The following is a 16,819-nucleotide window of genomic DNA, read 5'->3' as shown; positions in this document are numbered from 1 at the left end:
TGTTACGCCCTTAATTTCTCCTCTTTTTCTACAGCAATTCCTGAAACATGAACATTTACTTCAACAACTGAAAGATCAGTCATATTTTCAATCGCTTGTTTAACAACTCTTTGAACTTCCTTGCATATATCTACAATTTTTTTACCATATTCTACGGTCACATATATATCAACAAGAGCTTCTTTTTCTCCCAAATTAACTTTGGCACCTTTATTTAGGTTTTTTGCAGAAAAAATATCAGAAACTTGTGATTTTAAATTTGATTGCATTTTAACAACACCGTCAACTTTTTCGGCTGCAACAGATGCTATTGTTGCAATTACTTGATCAGAAATCTTTACATTTCCTTCAACGGAGCTTTCATCAATTAGATATTTATTGTCCATAAGCCCACCTCCATTTTTTCTATATTATATCAAATTTGCTTATCAATATCAATTTTAGACCTTTCAATAAAAAATACCCTGCATAAGAGGGTATAAAAAATTCATATTAAAATTTATATTTTTCTGGAAGAATGTTTAAATATTCTTCTGGAGATTTTCTTATATAATAGGGATCTTTAAAGAAATCTTTTGTCATAAGTAAAACAACTTTTGAAAGCATTATTAATCCAATTAAGTTTGGTAGCGCCATCAAACCATTTAGAGTATCAGATAAATTCCAAATTATTTGAAGACTTCCTGTAGCTCCTAAATAACAAGTTAATACATAAGCATATTTGTAATATTTGCCAATTTTTTCTCCAACTAGAAATGAAAAACATTTCTCTCCATAAAAAGCCCAACCTAAAATTGTTGAAAAAGCAAATAAAACAAGACCAATTGAAACAATATATTTCCCACCTGTAAATCCACTTTCAAAGGCGGCTGCTGTCAAATCTACACCTTGAAGTCCACTATCCCAAAGTCCTGAAACAATAATTGTTAAAGCAGTAATTGAACAAACAACAATTGTTACTGTAAAAACTTCAAAAATTCCCCATAATCCTTGCCTTGCCGGATGGTCAGTATTTGATGCTGCGTGAGCTATTGGAGCTGAACCCAGCCCTGCTTCATTTGTGAAAAGTCCCCTTGCAATTCCCATTTTTACAGTTTCTTTTAAACCAACACCAACTGCCCCACCAAAAGCAGCTTTTGGTGAAAAAGCAGACCTAAAAATTAAGGAAAAGGCAGCAGGAATTTTATCAGCTTCTATAATTAAAATAATAATTCCACCTAAAATATAAAACAGTGACATGAAGGGTACGAGTTTTTCAGTAACTTGAGAAATTCTTTGAATACCACCTATAACAACAATTCCTATAATCAAAACCAAGACAATACCAGTTAATTTTTCATTTACATTAAAAGTTGTATGCAAAGTTTGAGAAATTGCATTAGATTGAGTCATATTTCCAGTACCAAAGGACGTGCAAGCTGCAAATAAAGCAAAAGCACAGGCAAGCCACTTATTTTTTAGACCATTTTTAATATAATACATGGGTCCACCAGAATATTGACCCTTAGAATTAACTTCCCTGTAAGTAACTGCTAAAACTACTTCTGAAAATTTAGTGCACATGCCGAATATTGCAGAAAACCACATCCAAAAAATAGCACCTGGACCTCCAGTAGCTATAGCAAGTGAAACTCCAGAAATATTTCCAGTTCCAACAGTTGCCGCTAAGGCAGTTGATACTGCTTGAAAAGCAGTTATATCTCCCTCTTTTTTATTATTATCCTTAACAAATACTTTTAGCAAAGTATTTTTCATTGTAAAATTAAACTTTCTTATTTGAATAAAATTCAATTTTATAGTGAGAAATACTCCACAACCCACTAAAAGTATGATCATGGGCCAACCCCATACTATGCTGCTTAAAAAACTATTAATAGTGTCTAGCATCTTCTAATCTCCCTTTATTATTTTATATTTTCCAATTGTAATTTTAAAAATTTGCCCATAAAAAATATCCACTTAAAAAAATGGATATTTTTTAAGGCTTTTATAAGTCTATGATGTTTTATATTTTTCAGGCAATATATCAAGATATTCACTTGGATTATTGCGAATATAATCCGGATTTTTAAAGAAATCTTTAGTTAATATAACTACTACCTTAGATAATAAAATTAGTCCTACCAAGTTTGGAATAGCCATAAGACCATTTAAAGTATCTGAAATATTCCACAATAATTGTAAACTTCCAGTAGCTCCTAAATAACAAGTCGGCACATATAAATATTTATAGTACTTACCTATTTTAGAACCAACTAAAAATGTAAAACACTTCTCTCCATAATATGCCCAACCTAAAATTGTTGAAAAAGCAAATAACAACAAACCGATAGAAACAATATATCTTCCACCTGTAAAACCACTTTCAAATGCAGCAGCAGTTAAATCTGCTCCTTCAAGACCACTGTTCCAAAGCCCTGATGTCATTATCGTTAAAGCTGTTATTGAACATACTAAAATTGTATCGGTAAATACTTCAAATATTCCCCACAATCCTTGTCTAACTGGATGGTCTGTGTTTGAAGCCGCATGAGCAATTGGTGCAGAACCTAGACCAGCTTCATTTGTAAATACACCTCTAGCAATACCCATCTTCATTGTCAGTTTAAGTGAAGTACCTACTGCCCCACCAAAAGCAGCCTTTGGATTAAAAGCAGAATTAAAAATAAGACAAATTGCTGAAGGCACTTTGTTAGCTTCAAGTATTAAAATTATTAAACCACCAATAATGTAAAAAATAGACATGAAAGGAACTAATCTTTCAGTGACAAGTGCTATCCTTTTGATACCACCAATAACAACAATTCCTGTTAATATTACAAGAATAATACCTGTAATCTTGGTATCAATATGAAATGTTGTAGACATAGCTTGAGAAATTGCATTTGCTTGTGTCATGTTTCCTATACCAAAGGAAGCAAATGCACCAAAAAAAGCAAATAATATAGCAAGCCAATTCATTTTCAGACCATTTTTAATGTAATACATAGGTCCGCCAGAATATTCTCCGTTAGAGTGTTTTTCTCTATAGGTAACGGCTAAGATTACTTCTGCAAATTTAGTACACATTCCAAAAAATGCAGATATCCACATCCAAAATACAGCTCCTGGGCCTCCAGTTGCAATAGCTAAGGCTACACCAGCTATGTTTCCTGTTCCAACAGTTGCTGCTAAGGCAGTTGATACTGCTTGAAATGCAGTGAGCTCTCCTTTTTTTGCACTTGTATCCTTCCTAAATACCTTAAACATTGTATTTTTCATTGTGAAATTGAATTTTCTCAGTTGAATAAAACGCAACCTAAAAGATAATATTATTCCACATCCAACTAAGAGAATCAGCATAGGCCATCCCCATACAATTCCATTTACAAAGCCATTAAGTTTCTCTAACATTAATTGCACCCCCTAATTATGCAATTATTACACTAACAAAATTTTTTATAAAATTAAAAATTTAATAATGTTATCGAGTAATAATATTGAGTGAAAATTAAACATTTACTTTACTTTATTATATTTTATCTAACAAAGCGAGATAATATGTCCTATCTTCAATTATTATAGCATAATTAAAATAATAATAAAAGATATTTTTAAAAAAAGCCAAGTTATTTAAATAACATTGGCTAATATACTTAAAAAATATCCTTTGAAATCTCTGTAAATCTGTCTAAATCCTTTATAATCTGCATTAAAGCACTTCTAATAATTAGAGTATCATAATCTTCAGAAAAAGATAAATTTTCCATATTTTCCTTTATTGATTTAATATTTTTTCTAATCTCTTTTATTGCATCAGATTCTGTTAATTGGATAGATGTAGTTTTAAGCACATGGCTCATTATATTTCCCTCCTTAAATTCAGGTGGGATGTCTAAAATATTATTATACATATCTGACAAGATAAAAGCTTGATCATTTCTGAGCTTTAACTTTAATAAAATCTCCAAGGATCCAATTACTATATTATCTCTTTCTATGCTTGCTATTTTTATAGCCTCTTCTATATCTAATTTTAATCTTTGAAAATGCTGGTCATAAAATCTAATATTTAACTCTTCTGTTAATACTCTTCCAAATAAATTTAAAATAAATTTCATTTGGTCATCAATATCTTTAATAAGTTTGTTTAACCTTTTTCTTTCACTTGGTGCATATATATTTGTTAAAATAGCAAATGAAGTCCCTATAACCATAAGAGCAATTTCATTCGTTATTATTTGAGCATCTATATGTCCATGTGCTAATAAATGTGTAACAAGAACACTTGACGGACCTATGCCAAGTTCTAATTTCAACAAAAATGAAACTGGTACGAAAAGTAATAAATATAAGGCAAATACCCACGTATTATAAGCAAAAACTTCAAAACATATAGCAGAGATTGTTAATGCAATTGCGGCAGATAAAGTTCTTTTTAAACCACCTATAAGGGTTTCTTTTCTAGTCGCAAAAACATTTAATATGGCAATAATTCCAGCAGCTGCTGAATATTCAAGTCCTATTTCTTGTGCCAAGATAATTGAAAATAATGCTGCAAAGGCAGTTTTTAAAGTTCTGATAAGCACTATCTTATTCATAAATCCACTCCTTACTATAAATATATCCTAAATTAAAAAAAAATATCCTAAAATTATCTTCAAAATTTAATTTTAGGATATTAGTATAATATATTCATTAGGTATAGTCCGCAGGATGGAGCTGTTGGACCTGCATATTTTCTATTTTGTTTCTCTAGAACTTCTTTCATGAAAATTGGATCTTTTTTACCCCTGCCAATTTCAATGGCAGTCCCCATTATTATCCTTATCATATTTTTTAAAAAAGATTTACCTTGAAAATCAAAATAAATAAACTTATTGTCTTTTTTTACTTTTATAGAGTATATAGTTCTTATTGTATCCTTAACAATCGCATCCCTGCCCATGAAAGACTTAAAATCTTTTTGACCTATTAAATACTTAAAAGATTCATTCATCAAAGATAAGTCTAAAGAGAATGGATATTGATAAGCTCTATTGTGATATATTGCATTTCTGTATTTATTATTATAAACCACATACCTGTAGATTTTTTCTCTAGCAGAAAATCTTGCGTGAAAATCAAAGGGAACTTCTTTGGCAGATATTACAGATATATCATCAGGCAGGTGAAAATTTATTACTCTTGGTAAGTTTCCAAGATCAATTGTCGTGTCAGTATAAAAATTGACGTATTGACCTAGGGCATGAACTCCCCTATCAGTCCTACCTGCAGAATAAATTTTTGTTTCCTTTTTTAAGGTGTCATTTATAGCTTTAGAAAGTTCACCTTCTATGGTTTTCAATTTATTTTGTATTTGGTAACCATGATAATTAGTTCCATCATAGGTAACTTTTATTAATATATTCATAATCTTGCTGCAAGAATTAAAATTAGGAAAAACACAATATTCCCTAAGAAAATTGCATAATCATATTTTTCTAAAACTAAAACTTTCATTTTAGTTCTTCCTACTCCACCTCTGTAACATCTTGCTTCCATGGCTGTTGCAAGTTCATCTGCACGCCTGAAAGAATTTACAAATAAAGGCACAAGTAAAGGAACTAAATTTTTAGATCTCTTTATAATATTTCCAGACTCAAAATCTGCTCCTCTTGCCATTTGAGCCTTCATAATCTTGTCAGTTTCTTCAATTAGAGTTGGTATAAATCTAAGAGCAATTGTCATCATCATTGCAATTTCATGACTTGGCACACCTATCTTCTTCATTGGTTTTAAGAGGGCTTCTATACCGTCTGTAAGTTCAATTGGAGAAGTTGTATAAGTTAGTAAACTTGTACCCAATACCAAAAACATAAGCCTTATTGCCATTAAACAAGCTGTTTTTAAGCCTTCCTTAGATATTGTTAGAAAACCTAATTTAAATAAGGGTTCGCCAGGTAAAAAGAATATATTAATAACAAAAGTAATTAATAAAATCCATCTCAATGGTTTTAAACCCTTTAATACTACTTTTAAAGGCAAATTTCCAATTTTTATAATTATGAATAAATATATAGCAACAAATATATAAGGAATAAATGTATTTATAAAAAATAATGAAATTATAAAGAAAATCATTGTAATGATTTTTAATCTAGGGTCAAATCTGTGAACTATACTTTCTCCTGGAAAATATTGTCCTATTGTTATATCTTTAAACATCTTTACTCCTTAAATATTCTACTAAAGCAATATTAGCTTCTTCAACGGTTATGCAATCAGTATTTACGTCAAGTCCCTTTCTTTTAAGAGATCTCATAAATGAGGTTATTTGAGGTATTCCCAATCCAGCTTTTTTTAACTCTTCTTCTCGTGTGAAAATTTTTCTAGGCACATCATCCATCAAAACATGTCCCTTGTCCATAACTATTAATCTTGTTGCAATTTTTGCCACATCTTCCATAGAATGAGATACTAAAATAATAGTTATATTTCCTTGGGCATGAATATTCTTAATTTCCTCTAAAATTTCATCACGTCCTCTAGGGTCAAGACCTGCTGTTGGTTCGTCTAAAATCAATACCTTTGGTTGCATAGAAAGAACTCCGGCTATAGCTACTCTTCTTTTTAAACCTCCTGAAAGCTCAAAAGGTGATCTATTTTTATATTTTTCATAATCTAGACCAACGGAATTCATAGCTTTCCTTACTCTTTTGTCAATCTCAGCATCATCAAGTCCCAAATTTCGAGGACCAAATTCAATATCTTTAACTACCGTTTCTTCAAAAAGTTGATATTCAGGATATTGAAAAACTAATCCAATTTTTCTCCTCAAATCAGTAAGATTTTGAGATTTACTTGTAATAGTTATATCATCAACTTTAATAGAACCTCTTGAGGGCATTAATAAACCATTGAGATGTTGAATAAAAGTAGATTTACCTGAACCTGTATGACCGATTAAGCCTATAAACTCCCCTAATTCTATATCAAGATTTATATCATCAATTGCTAGCTTTTCAAAAGGAGTATTAGGTGAATATAAATGTTGTAAATTTCTAACTTCTATAAATGACATACTTGTTCCACTAACTCCTCTACTGTTAAAACATCATTTCTAATATTAAATCCTTGCTTTTTTAAATCAAAAGCCAATTCAGTGACCTGTGGCACATCAAGACCAATATTTTTAATCTCATCTACATGAGAAAATACTTCTCTAGGCTTGCCTTGAAGAATTATGCTTCCCTCTTCCATAATAATCAACCTATCTGCCATAGCTGCTTCATCCATATAGTGAGTGATTAAAATTATAGTTTTTCCCTGCTCTTTATTTAACTTTAAGACTGTGTCCATAACTTCTTTTCTGCCACTTGGGTCAAGCATGGCTGTAGGTTCGTCTAAAATTATATAAGTGGGACTCATTGCCAAAATTCCAGCAATTGCTACTCTTTGTTTTTGACCACCCGAAAGCAAGTGAGGTGAATTTTTTTTGAAATCTTCCATATTGACTGATTCTAGTGCCTTGTCTACTCTTTTTCTTATTTCAGAAGATTCAATTCCCAAATTTTCTGGTCCAAAAGCGACATCATCTTCAACTACAGTTGCAACTAATTGATTATCGGGGTTTTGAAATACCATTCCAGCTCTAGACCTGATATCCCATACAGATTTATCATCTTTTGTATCAAAACCATCTACAAGCACTTGACCTTTTTTAGGAATAAAAAGTGCATTAATAAGTTTAGCTAAAGTAGATTTTCCTGAGCCGTTATGTCCTAATAAGGCAACAAATTCTCCCTCTTTTATATTAAGATTAACACCATTTATTACATTTCTTGGATTTTTATTTTCTCCCTCATTCTCATAAGAGAAATACAAGTCCTTAATTTCTATCATGTTTGTTCCTTTCTATACTCTGGGTCTTATTATAAAATAAAAGTTATTAATTATCTACATATTTTAAAATTTTGTTTACAATTTTTAGAAACATAAGGATTATCTATATAAAGTCTGTAGGGATAGTCCCTTGCCTCCCTGGCTTAATCAATACCAATACACTCGCAAGAAAAAATTACCGGCATAATTTCTTTTAAGATATTTACCCGGTAATTCTCTAGCTATTGTGCTGAATCTTTATTAAAGAAATCACTATTAAAAATTTTACAATTATAATATTTAATAATTTCTTTTTTAACACTTAATACATCCAGGATGGATCGCTTGGATTGATTTTAAATTTTTGTAATTTCTTTAAATCTTCTTCCTTTATATATGCTCTTTCAAGTGCAATAGATAATAACTCATCGTAATCAGTAAGAGAAGACTTTTTCAAATCATAATTTTGAAAATTTTCCTGGCAGGATTTTAAATTATAGGTGAAAATTGAAACAATTCCTATAACATCAAATCCACTTTCTTTTAAGGCTAAAGCCGCATCTATTGAAGACTTACCCGTAGAAAATAAATCCTCAATAACGAGAGTTTTTGCTCCCTTAACTATCTTACCCTCAATTTGATTTTTCTTACCGTGGTCCTTTCCTTTAGATCTTACATATCCCATGGGTAATTTCATTATATCACTGACAATAGCAGCATGACCTATACCAGCACTTGCTGTACCCATGATATATTCAGTTTGAGGAAATTTTTCTCTAATTAGTTCAACTAATGAATTCTCAACAATAGTTCTTTCTTTAGGATAAGAAAAAATTAACCTGTTGTCACAATAGATCGGACTTTTTATTCCACTAGCCCAGGTATATGGCTTTTGTGGGCTTAAAGTTACGGCATTTATATCTAGAAGTATTTTAGCTATTTCTTTCAATTTTACTCTCCTAAAAATTCTTTTTTTATTTTTCTATAAGCATCTAAAGGATTTTCTGACTTAGTGATAGGTCTACCGACAACTATATAATCACTTCCCAAATTTCTTGCATCACTTGGACTCACTACCCTTTTTTGATCATCACTTTGAGAAGACTTGGCTCTTATTCCTGGTGTAACTGTTACAAAATTATCTCCCAAATTTTCCTTAATTTTTGGAACTTCTAAAGCTGAGCAAACAATACCTTGTAAACCTGCATTTTTCGCTAAATTAGCATAAGATAAAATTACATCGTTTAAAGATAAATTATTGTCAATTTTTATTTCCTTATGCATAATATTTTCATCATTAGAAGTGAGCATAGTAACTCCCAAGGCAATAATATTTTTATTTGAATTTATAATTACCTCATTTGCTTCTTTTAACATATTGAATCCACCTGAAATATGAAAATTAATCATATCTACATCTAGATCAATAAGAGATTTAGTAGCTGATTTAACTGTATTTGGTATATCGTGTAATTTTAAATCCAAGAAAATTTTATGACCTAATTTCTTATATTCTTTAACTATTTGAGGACCTTCCTTATAAAAAAGTTCCATACCAATTTTTAAAAATAATTTTTGTCCTTTAAAATTAACAAGGAATTCATCAGCTTTTTCTTTGGATGGAAAATCCATAGCAATTATTAAATCTTTCAATTTTTACTCCTTAGTAGCATTAGATTGCAGATAAGCATTAATAAAGGGATCTAAGTCCCCGTCCATAACTTTATTAACATCTCCAACTTCACAATTAGTTCTGTGGTCTTTAACAAGAGTGTATGGTTGAAAAACATAAGACCTTATTTGAGAACCCCAAGCAATCTGTGAATAGTTACCTTGAAGGTCATCAATTTTTTCTTTTCTTTCTTCTTCAGCCAAGGCAAGAAGCTTAGCCTTTAAAGTTTGCATAGCTCTTTCTCTATTTTGAATTTGACTTCTTTCATTTTGACATTGAACAACTATACCTGTAGGAATATGAGTGATCCTTACAGCAGAATCAGTTGTGTTAACGTGTTGACCACCTGCACCACTTGATCTATAAGTATCAATCTTTAAGTCCTCATCCTTTATTTCTATATCAATATCGCCATCAATATCTGGGAATACATCTACAGATGAAAATGAAGTATGTCGTCTTTTATTTGCATCAAAAGGAGAAATCCTTACAAGTCTGTGAACTCCTTTTTCTCCCTTTAAAAAACCATAGGCATGTTCACCTGATATTTTTAAAGTAACTGATTTTATTCCCGCCTCATCTTCTTTTAAAATATCTAAAGTTTCTACCTTAAATCCCTTGTTAGTAGCATATCTTACATACATTCTTAAAAGCATTGATGCCCAGTCTTGAGCTTCAGTGCCACCAGCACCCGCATGAATAGATAAAATTGCATCATTTTCATCAAATTCACCATTTAATAGGGTTTCTAATTTATATTCAGAAACTTTTTTCTCTATATTTAAAATTAACTTCTTAAACTCATCATAAGAAGAATAATCATCTTCCATTTCCATAAGCAGTAAAATATCATTGGCATCTTCTATAAGGTCTGAAATTTCATCATAAGGATTAACTTTTCTTTGGTAAGAGTTGAGTTCTTTAATGATTATTTGGGCTTTTTCGTTGTCATCCCAAAAATTCTGTTCCATTTGTTTTTTATTAAGTTCTTTAATTTTATCTCTTAAACCATTTACGTCTAAAGATAAAGCAAGTTCATCAAGGCTTGAAATTGCATTTTCAAGTTTTTCTTTATCTAAATAAATATTTTGCTCCATAAATCCTCCTTATCTTTTTTATTATAACATATAAGGACTTAATATATAAAATATAAAAATTAAGGAATATGTAAAAACTACACTTAAAGAGGCTTTTTTAATATTTTTATATTACAAAATATAAAAATAAACACTTAGTAATACTAAATGCTTTAAAGTAAAAATAAAATTTATAAAATTTTAATAAAATTTTAAATTTATAGTTTCTAAAATAAAATAATTATTGTATAATATTGCTTTAAAAAATTTCTTATACATTTTGTATATAGAACTGTTTATATCAATAAAATATTTAAGGAGATGAATTGAATTTGAAAAATTATTTAAAAAGAACTGCAACACTTTTACTATCAGCATTTATGGTTTTAACTATTCCCTTGCAAGCTTTTGCATATAGTGCAGATTTAATTCTACTATCAAATAAAAGTGATCCTATTAATACTTTAGCTGTTACACCTTATAAACTTAAGGATAATCAAAAGGCAGCAGACTTATTAATAGAAAAAGGTCAACCTGACATTTACACATTTCGCACAAATTATAAGGTACAAAAGGACGATAAATATAAGAAAAATTACCAGCCTTATGTTGCAAGTGTTGGTGCAGATATAAGCGAAGAAGATAAGGCTAAGGTAAATAAAGAAATTAAACTACCTGATCTTAAAGGTTATATAAAACCGCAAGATACATTTTCAATTAGTTATGATGAAATAAAAAGTAAAGCAGAAAAAGGAACCACAATAAAAAAAGATGATGTGAATAATCACCAAGCGGAACAAGACTTTGAATACAAGGCTAAAAAAGCAAAAGTTAAAGTTAAGCATTTATTCCAACAATTAAAAGATTTTAATAAATATGGAGACAAAGATGGTAAAGAAAATTATTTTATAGGAGAACAAACTGGTGACACAGGTTCTATAATGAGGGTTCAACCTTTGGATAAGGAACATACAATTGGATTTGAACCAGAGACAGACTTTATTATGACACAAGTTCCTGAAGATACAGACGATTTTGAACTGGAGTATCGTTACAATCGTGCATACTTTGATCTTGTGTTCGACTGTGGTGATGGTACACCAATACCTGCAAGAAACCTATATTACGAACAAAAAATTCCAAAGATTGCTGATGGGGATATTCCAACTAAGGCTGGAATGATTCTCAAAGGATGGAAGCCTTCTGTTGATTTAAAGAGAAATATAAATGGCGTAGATACTATTTTCAAAAAAGATGAAATTATAAAGGATTCATCGGGTAATCCAAGTTTAAATCTAGACCTCAATTTAGAGATGCCTGCTGAAAAAGTAACCTTTATTGCAGTTTGGGAAAGAAAAAAACAAGCAGACTATACTGTTTTATTTTGGGCAGAAAAGTCGGATTACCCAAAAAATGCTAAGCTTTTGGATAGGTATGACTTTGTGGGAACCCATGTATATAAGGATCAGTTAGTAGGTATGCGTCCAGAACTCGAAAAAGAACCTGTAAAAGGCGTAGAGTTTACAGATTTGGATAGTGCTAGATTAAAAAAGATTTACGACGGAGAAAAAGTAAAGGTCAATGATCCGAAAAACACAGAAAAAATGGAAATCCCCTACCTTAATAAGTTTTTTGTCTACAATAAAGAACTTACCAATAAAGAGAATGCCGATTTAAAGAATCCTAGCCTTGTAAAGGAAGTGTCTGCTACAGGAGAAACTGTTTATAACATCTACTATGACAGGCAGGTCTACAATCTTTGGTTTACTAAAGGTTCATTTCAGGACAGTTTTTATCCGACACTTACAAGAAATGGAGAAGTGCTGGGAAAACCGGGAGCTCCTTATCACTTTAAGGCTCGCTTTAACCAAAGCCTTGTGGGCATGTGGCCCAATGATATCTTGGAAGTCAGTGGTTTTAAAGATGGCTACAACTCTTTAGGATGGTCTATCTTGCAAGATGTAAATAAACGAAACTATCGTGATACCCCTCCTTATAGGCTTACTGCCAACGAATTTGTGGATTACCCAGATCTTAGTAAAAATGGATTAGCAAAGGAAATTCCTATGGGTCAAGGAGTGCCTGCAAAAAAAGCTGGTCCCTTTGATATAGCCTTTGGCATTGACCAACATTATCAAGTTTTTCCAATTCACGTTGACTTTTTGCTGGACGGTTTTGAAGAAGGTCAACAAAACTATGACTATGACCTCTATATGGTAAAGTCTGATACAAATAATAGCGATTATGATTTTACACCGCCAGACCTTCAAGGTTTTAGGGGCAAGGGGAAAAAGAAAGCTGAAAGATTCGATGAACCTGACCTGCAAGATGACAAGAATGAAGAAAGAAATGAAAAAACGCCATTTCCTAAGGTTTACTACAGATTCAATGGTAAGAAAAGACAAAAGGGCAAGATGTATTTTATGTGGGCCTTTCCTAAAATAAACTCGCTAAATGAAGATGATAAGGAAGATCCAAAGAAGCCTATTGAGGACCTAGAGGATGATGAAAACGGTGATAGTGGTGACGAAAGTGAAGATTTCGATGAAAATGGTTATATAGCCTTTGAATACTCAAGAAATAAGTATGAAATAAAACTTAACAATGACCCATCAAAAGAAAAGGATGATGCAGCCTATAAAGATAAGGATAAAATTAAGGTTTACTACCAATACCCTCTAAAGAAATTGAATCTCGATAAAGTTCATAAGCCTGAAAAACCAAAAGGAATCCCTGAGCAATGGGAATTTAAAGGTTGGGCATTGGATACTAAAGGACAAAAGCTTATATGGAAAAACAATGAAACCATGCCAGCGAGAAATTTAGTCTTATATGCTCAATGGGGCGAACCTGATTACAAATGGAAAGTTACCTTTGATGCTAATGGTGGTACCTTACCAAATATCGACACTGATAATCTAAGCCTTGAGAAAAAAACAATTGTAGAAGGAGATATTGGACAGGAAAAAGAAGTAACTTATCCCTTAGGTGGAGAAAAAGATGGCGACAAAGAAGTATTTACAGTAGTCCAACATCAAAAATTAAGATTGCCAGAAAAGCCAAGACGAAAGGGATATGAATTTCGAGGTTGGGAACTTATCCGTTATAAAAAAGATAATGACGGTAATTATACTGATGTTTTGGACAAAGATTACAGCAAAAAATACCGTAATATTTCAGGAGCTCCTGAACTCTATGCCTTTGGAAATGATGTTGTAAGTCCAATTTATTTAAGAGCCATTTGGCTGCCAACTGACACCGTTGATGTGAAGATTAAACATTATTTCTTAGATGAAGATTTTAATCTTGATAAGTCTATTTTGAGGAATCCTTTAGAGGAAGAGCTTGAAAACAAGCGTGTCAACTATTTAGCAGCAACAATAGGTGACCAACAAAACGAAGAATGGATTTTAGCAACTGATGAAGAGTTTAAGCAACATAGCAATTCTGATATTTACAAGGAATACAAGGATTATAACGATAGGGTTAAATTCAACAACACCTACTTCCAAACTTTCCGTGTAGAACCTGAAAATATTGTTGATCAAAAAACTGGCATATCAAGTAAAAATCCAAAATTTGAAAATAATATTTTTAAATTTTTCTACAGAAGATATAAGACACGTAAATATAAGGTTAATTATGTTGATGTAAGGGCAAAAAAAGATATTGAAACAGCTACAGAACCTAGTCAAAAAGGAAGGCTTATTAGAGAAAATAGCATCATTGGACAAGAAAAAGTTATTAGTCCATGCCGTGATTTTGATGTCAGAAATTACAGACCTATACCAGGTTGGGTTTTGGCAAAGGATGAAAAGCCACAGAAAGAACTTTTTTATGATATTGACGAAAATACAAATAAACTCTTAGGTATTAACGGAAGTGGTTCCGATGAAATCAACTTCTACTACCAAGATGCTCGTGTAATTGAATGTCAAAATCCTAATGACCCTGTACCAGATGGATATGTAAGAGTAACATTTAAGGCTTCTGATGGAGGTTGTTTCGGTAAGGATGTTCAAGGTAAAGAAATTAAGGAAATTAATTACGACGTTATAAAGGGTCTTAAATTTGGTCTATTATCAGTGCCTGACTTATTAAAAGATGGTGAAGATATATCTGATAAGCACCATATAAGACCAGACCTTGGAAGAGAATTTATCAAATGGGACTCTCCCCTATTAGACAAGAATACACCAATTGATAAAAATTATACATTTACTGCAAAATTTGATTGGTCTGAAATTGATGCAAATAGTTTAACTACAACAGAATCCTTTATGGATCCTAATAGTAAATGGACTAATAGCTTTGCACCGAAAATTTCTGATATTATGAGTCTTGTTACTTGGTCAGGAAAAGATAGTGGAACTATTGCAAATTTAGAGTTTGTAGATGAAAATGGAACTAGCTTAACTGATGAAAAACTTTTTAACCTCTGCAGCGAAAAAAATACATCTGATAAGGATGAACTTGTCCGTACAGTAAAGATTAGGGCATTGGTGCAATTTGGTACTAGCGAAGATAAAAAAGTACTTGAAATACCAATTAAGGTATACAAAAATATTTATGAAGCAAATACATCAGGAGAAAAGCCATTATTTTTAACTGAGGCTGAAAAAAATGACCTAAATAATATCAACTATGTAAAAGTTACAGTTGATCCAACGGGAAAGGCAAATAATAAAGATAGTAAAATTTACTATGTAAATCCAAATGCTTGGGTTAATATTCCTGAAATTGGCATAAATAATAGCGAAGAAGAACCTAAATTAGTTAAGTGGTTAAGTGATAGCCAAGCTGGTGAAGATTTTGATTTTAATAAACGTCATAAATTTACAAAAGACACAAATATTACTGCTCAGTTTGATGACCAAAAGCCGAAAAAGAAAAATAAAATAGAAAATCCACTTACACCGGACAAACCTATAGTGCCAGATATTCCATCTATTCCAGATACACCGGATAAACCAGAAAATCCAGGAACAAAAGAAAAACCAGAATTACCGGAACAACCTGATAAGCCAAGTGATAAACCAAAGCCAAATGAATCAGATGATAATAAACAAAATCCCTCAAATAGACAAAAACCTGAAGACTCAGATGATTCAGAACCTAAATTTCCACTAACTCCTGGTGATGACAAGCCAAATTATCCAGAAGATTTAGAACCAGAAATTCAATTTACTCCAAAAGATAATGATCCTAATTATCCTGTGATTGATAAAGATAATAATTTTGAATACTCTGTTATTGCGGATAGTTTTAATAATCAAAAATATGCAGAAGTAAATAAAGAAGCAAATTTTCAAAATAAAGTCGAAAAAAATCCTACAGATAATTCTTATTTCAAAGAAGTTGGATATATTCAAGGTTTCAATGGTAATTTTAGACCTAAGGATGGTCTTACTCGTGCAGAAGCTGCACAAATACTTGCAAATGTCTTAATTGAAGATGGCTACAAGTACCATAATGATTTCAAAATTTCTTATAAGGACATTGGAGAAGCTTGGTACACCAAAGCTATTAAAATTGTAAGCCAAGCAAAAGTATTTTCAGGTTATAATGATGGAAATTTCAAACCACAAAATAAGATTACAAGAAATGAATGGATTTCAACTCTAAAGAGATTTCAAGAACTTGGAAATTCAAATGGCAACCATATGAATTTAAAGACTGGACACTGGGCAATTAGTGATGTGGAAGCCGCATACAAGGAAGGCTGGCTAGAGATTTATGAAGAAGGAAAGGTTAAGTATGAGGGTGATAAATTTATAACAAGAGAAGAAGTTGTATCTATTTCTAACAAGGCCTTTAAAAGATTTGTTGATAAGGACTACATTGCAAAGAATAGTAAGAACCTAATAAACTTCAAAGATGTCAATGAAAATATGTGGTCTTATGCTGATATTATTTGTGCAAGCAATACTTTCTTGTACCAAGGCAATGCTATAAAGGCACACGCGAATAAGGATAGCAAAAACTCATTTAATATTGATACTAATGATTTTGAAATCAAGCAAAAAAAATTCGAAAGAGTGCTTAGGTAAAATTTAATATGCTAAAAAATAAAGGAGGCTCAATTTATAAGCCCCCTTTATTTTTATTTATTCAAAACTAAAATTTTTAATAGTTTGTGATAAGGTTTAACAAAAGCTAAATTTCCATCTTTACTTAAATCAGCAAAAATTTTTAAATATTTTTATTCTAGTTCTTTTAAATCTTGAAC

General features: G+C 31.2%; 12 protein-coding genes. 1 reads left to right on the top strand and 11 read right to left on the bottom strand.

Annotated elements, in window-relative coordinates:
- Nucleotides 1–2: 2 nt before the first annotated feature.
- The 11 genes from F594_RS0103025 to prfB form a co-directional block, all read right to left on the bottom strand.
- A complete protein-coding gene (locus F594_RS0103025) occupies nucleotides 3–386 on the bottom strand; it encodes an Asp23/Gls24 family envelope stress response protein (RefSeq protein WP_009346385.1) in 384 nt (127 codons plus the stop codon).
- Between the two features lie 106 nt (nucleotides 387–492).
- Complete coding sequence (locus tag F594_RS0103020; protein ID WP_019034506.1) at nucleotides 493–1,887, bottom strand: alanine/glycine:cation symporter family protein; 1,395 nt, start codon at nucleotides 1,885–1,887, stop codon at nucleotides 493–495.
- 108 nt (nucleotides 1,888–1,995) lie between these two features.
- The gene (locus F594_RS0103015; RefSeq protein WP_019034505.1) at nucleotides 1,996–3,393 is read right to left on the bottom strand and encodes an alanine/glycine:cation symporter family protein; all 1,398 of its coding nucleotides are present in this window, start codon (nucleotides 3,391–3,393) and stop codon (nucleotides 1,996–1,998) included.
- A gap of 242 nt (nucleotides 3,394–3,635) precedes the next feature.
- Complete coding sequence (locus F594_RS0103010) at nucleotides 3,636–4,580, bottom strand: aromatic acid exporter family protein (RefSeq protein ID WP_019034504.1); 945 nt, start codon at nucleotides 4,578–4,580, stop codon at nucleotides 3,636–3,638.
- Nucleotides 4,581–4,660: 80 nt separating this feature from the next.
- A complete protein-coding gene (gene truA, locus F594_RS0103005; RefSeq protein ID WP_009346366.1) occupies nucleotides 4,661–5,392 on the bottom strand; it encodes a tRNA pseudouridine(38-40) synthase TruA in 732 nt (243 codons plus the stop codon).
- Entirely contained in the window at nucleotides 5,389–6,186 is a 798-nt protein-coding gene (locus F594_RS0103000) for an energy-coupling factor transporter transmembrane component T family protein (RefSeq protein WP_019034503.1), read from the bottom strand. The genes truA and F594_RS0103000 overlap by 4 nt, the downstream gene beginning before the upstream one ends.
- Nucleotides 6,179–7,042 carry an energy-coupling factor transporter ATPase gene (locus F594_RS0102995; protein WP_009346361.1) on the bottom strand — a complete coding sequence of 288 codons (864 nt, stop codon included), beginning with the start codon at nucleotides 7,040–7,042 and terminating at the stop codon, nucleotides 6,179–6,181. Before F594_RS0102995 ends, F594_RS0103000 begins: the two co-directional genes overlap by 8 nt.
- A complete protein-coding gene (locus tag F594_RS0102990; protein ID WP_019034502.1) occupies nucleotides 7,030–7,863 on the bottom strand; it encodes an energy-coupling factor transporter ATPase in 834 nt (277 codons plus the stop codon). Before F594_RS0102990 ends, F594_RS0102995 begins: the two co-directional genes overlap by 13 nt.
- 301 nt (nucleotides 7,864–8,164) lie before the next feature.
- Nucleotides 8,165–8,791, bottom strand: coding sequence for an orotate phosphoribosyltransferase (pyrE, locus tag F594_RS0102985; protein WP_019034501.1), 627 nt, complete (start codon nucleotides 8,789–8,791; stop codon nucleotides 8,165–8,167).
- Nucleotides 8,792–8,793: 2 nt separating this feature from the next.
- Entirely contained in the window at nucleotides 8,794–9,495 is a 702-nt protein-coding gene (pyrF, locus tag F594_RS0102980; RefSeq protein WP_019034500.1) for an orotidine-5'-phosphate decarboxylase, read from the bottom strand.
- A gap of 3 nt (nucleotides 9,496–9,498) precedes the next feature.
- On the bottom strand, nucleotides 9,499–10,611 hold the full coding sequence (gene prfB, locus F594_RS0102975) for a peptide chain release factor 2 (protein ID WP_019034499.1): 1,113 nt from the start codon (nucleotides 10,609–10,611) through the stop codon (nucleotides 9,499–9,501).
- Nucleotides 10,612–10,916: 305 nt separating this feature from the next.
- Here prfB and F594_RS0102970 point away from each other — a divergent pair, with 305 nt between their 5' ends.
- Entirely contained in the window at nucleotides 10,917–16,640 is a 5,724-nt protein-coding gene (locus F594_RS0102970) for an S-layer homology domain-containing protein (RefSeq protein ID WP_019034498.1), read from the top strand.
- Nucleotides 16,641–16,819 lie beyond the last annotated feature (179 nt).

The organism is Peptoniphilus lacrimalis DSM 7455 (genome assembly GCF_000378725.1).
In the GTDB taxonomy this organism is placed as follows: domain Bacteria; phylum Bacillota; class Clostridia; order Tissierellales; family Peptoniphilaceae; genus Peptoniphilus_A; species Peptoniphilus_A lacrimalis.
Note: the sequence above shows the minus strand (reverse complement) of the source record. Positions and strands in the feature narration are given on the sequence as shown.

Bases quoted from the DNA above. Each gene is read 5' to 3' on its own strand.
- F594_RS0103025 (WP_009346385.1), bottom strand. From the start codon at position 386: ATGGACAATAAATATCTAATTGATGAAAGCTCCGTTGAAGGAAATGTA.
- F594_RS0103020 (WP_019034506.1), bottom strand. From the start codon at position 1,887: ATGCTAGACACTATTAATAGTTTTTTAAGCAGCATAGTATGGGGTTGG.
- F594_RS0103015 (WP_019034505.1), bottom strand. From the start codon at position 3,393: ATGTTAGAGAAACTTAATGGCTTTGTAAATGGAATTGTATGGGGATGG.
- F594_RS0103010 (WP_019034504.1), bottom strand. From the start codon at position 4,580: ATGAATAAGATAGTGCTTATCAGAACTTTAAAAACTGCCTTTGCAGCA.
- truA (WP_009346366.1), bottom strand. From the start codon at position 5,392: ATGAATATATTAATAAAAGTTACCTATGATGGAACTAATTATCATGGT.
- F594_RS0103000 (WP_019034503.1), bottom strand. From the start codon at position 6,186: ATGTTTAAAGATATAACAATAGGACAATATTTTCCAGGAGAAAGTATA.
- F594_RS0102995 (WP_009346361.1), bottom strand. From the start codon at position 7,042: ATGTCATTTATAGAAGTTAGAAATTTACAACATTTATATTCACCTAAT.
- F594_RS0102990 (WP_019034502.1), bottom strand. From the start codon at position 7,863: ATGATAGAAATTAAGGACTTGTATTTCTCTTATGAGAATGAGGGAGAA.
- prfB (WP_019034499.1), bottom strand. From the start codon at position 10,611: ATGGAGCAAAATATTTATTTAGATAAAGAAAAACTTGAAAATGCAATT.